Raw genomic sequence first — 255 nt, forward strand, 5'->3', positions numbered from 1 at the left:
GATCCGCCCCGGGCTGGTGATGTCGGCCGGAATGATCCCCGCGTTCGACTTACCCGGCGAGGCCACCCCCGGACAGTTCGGGCCGATGATCCGGGTCTTGTTGCCCTTGGCCACCGCATGCGCCCACGCCACCGTCGAGTCATGCACCGGGATCCCCTCAGTGATCACGATGCACAGGCCGATCTCCGCATCGATCGCCTCGATCACCGCGTCCTTGGAGAACCTCGGCGGCACGAACGCCACCGACACATCCGC

Annotated in this window: 1 pseudogene; it reads right to left on the minus strand. The window is 67.1% G+C overall.

The features are described 5' to 3' along the window. A pseudogene (locus QSK37_RS51360) lies at positions 1-255 on the minus strand (succinate--CoA ligase subunit alpha); the annotation flags it as partial.

It is taken from the genome of Actinoallomurus iriomotensis (genome assembly GCF_030269445.1).
Classification (GTDB): Bacteria; Actinomycetota; Actinomycetes; order Streptosporangiales; family Streptosporangiaceae; genus Actinoallomurus; species Actinoallomurus iriomotensis.